A 462-nucleotide genomic window follows, 5' to 3' on the forward strand; every position below is an offset into this window, starting at 1 on the left:
CATGAAGATGTTGCGTATCCCTTTGTTGATGGTGGGCCTGCTGCTTTGCTCCCAAGGTTTTGCCGCCACTGCCCAGCAAAACAAGATGACCACCTGTAATGCCGAGGCCACCGCCAAGGCCCTCAAGGGCGACGAGCGCAAGGCCTTCATGAGCACCTGCCTCAAGGCGGCTCCGGCGGCTGCGGCGACACCTTCCACGCCCCAGGAAAGAATGAAATCGTGCAACGCCACCGCCACCGCCCAGGCCCTCAAGGGCGATGCGCGCAAGGCGTTCATGAGGGATTGCCTGAAGAAAAAGTGAGCCTGAATCGATGGGACCAAGGTCACCGGGCTGGCACAGGGCCTTGGTTCGCATCGAGGTTTACGATTTCAGAATCATAAAAAATCTTTTATTTCAATGAGATAAATCAGAAAGATACCGCTCGTCGCTTTTTTTTTATGTAATAAATTTTACATTTAGAC

At 53.0% G+C, this 462-nt stretch carries 1 protein-coding gene; it reads left to right on the top strand.

Features of this window, described 5'->3' with window-relative positions:
- The first annotated feature begins 1 nt into the window (after position 1).
- Positions 2-301 (top strand): PsiF family protein, encoded by a 300-nt coding sequence (locus J5M72_RS28755; protein WP_207868335.1) that lies wholly within the window; start codon positions 2-4, stop codon positions 299-301.
- Positions 302-462 lie beyond the last annotated feature (161 nt).

Origin of the sequence: Pseudomonas sp. 58(2021), from assembly GCF_017491585.1 — a bacterium.
Classification (GTDB): domain Bacteria; phylum Pseudomonadota; class Gammaproteobacteria; order Pseudomonadales; family Pseudomonadaceae; genus Aquipseudomonas; species Aquipseudomonas fluorescens_BT.

What these genes read in the sequence shown, in the direction of transcription:
- J5M72_RS28755 (WP_207868335.1), top strand. Translation starts at nt 2, where the DNA reads ATGAAGATGTTGCGTATCCCTTTGTTGATGGTGGGCCTGCTGCTTTGC.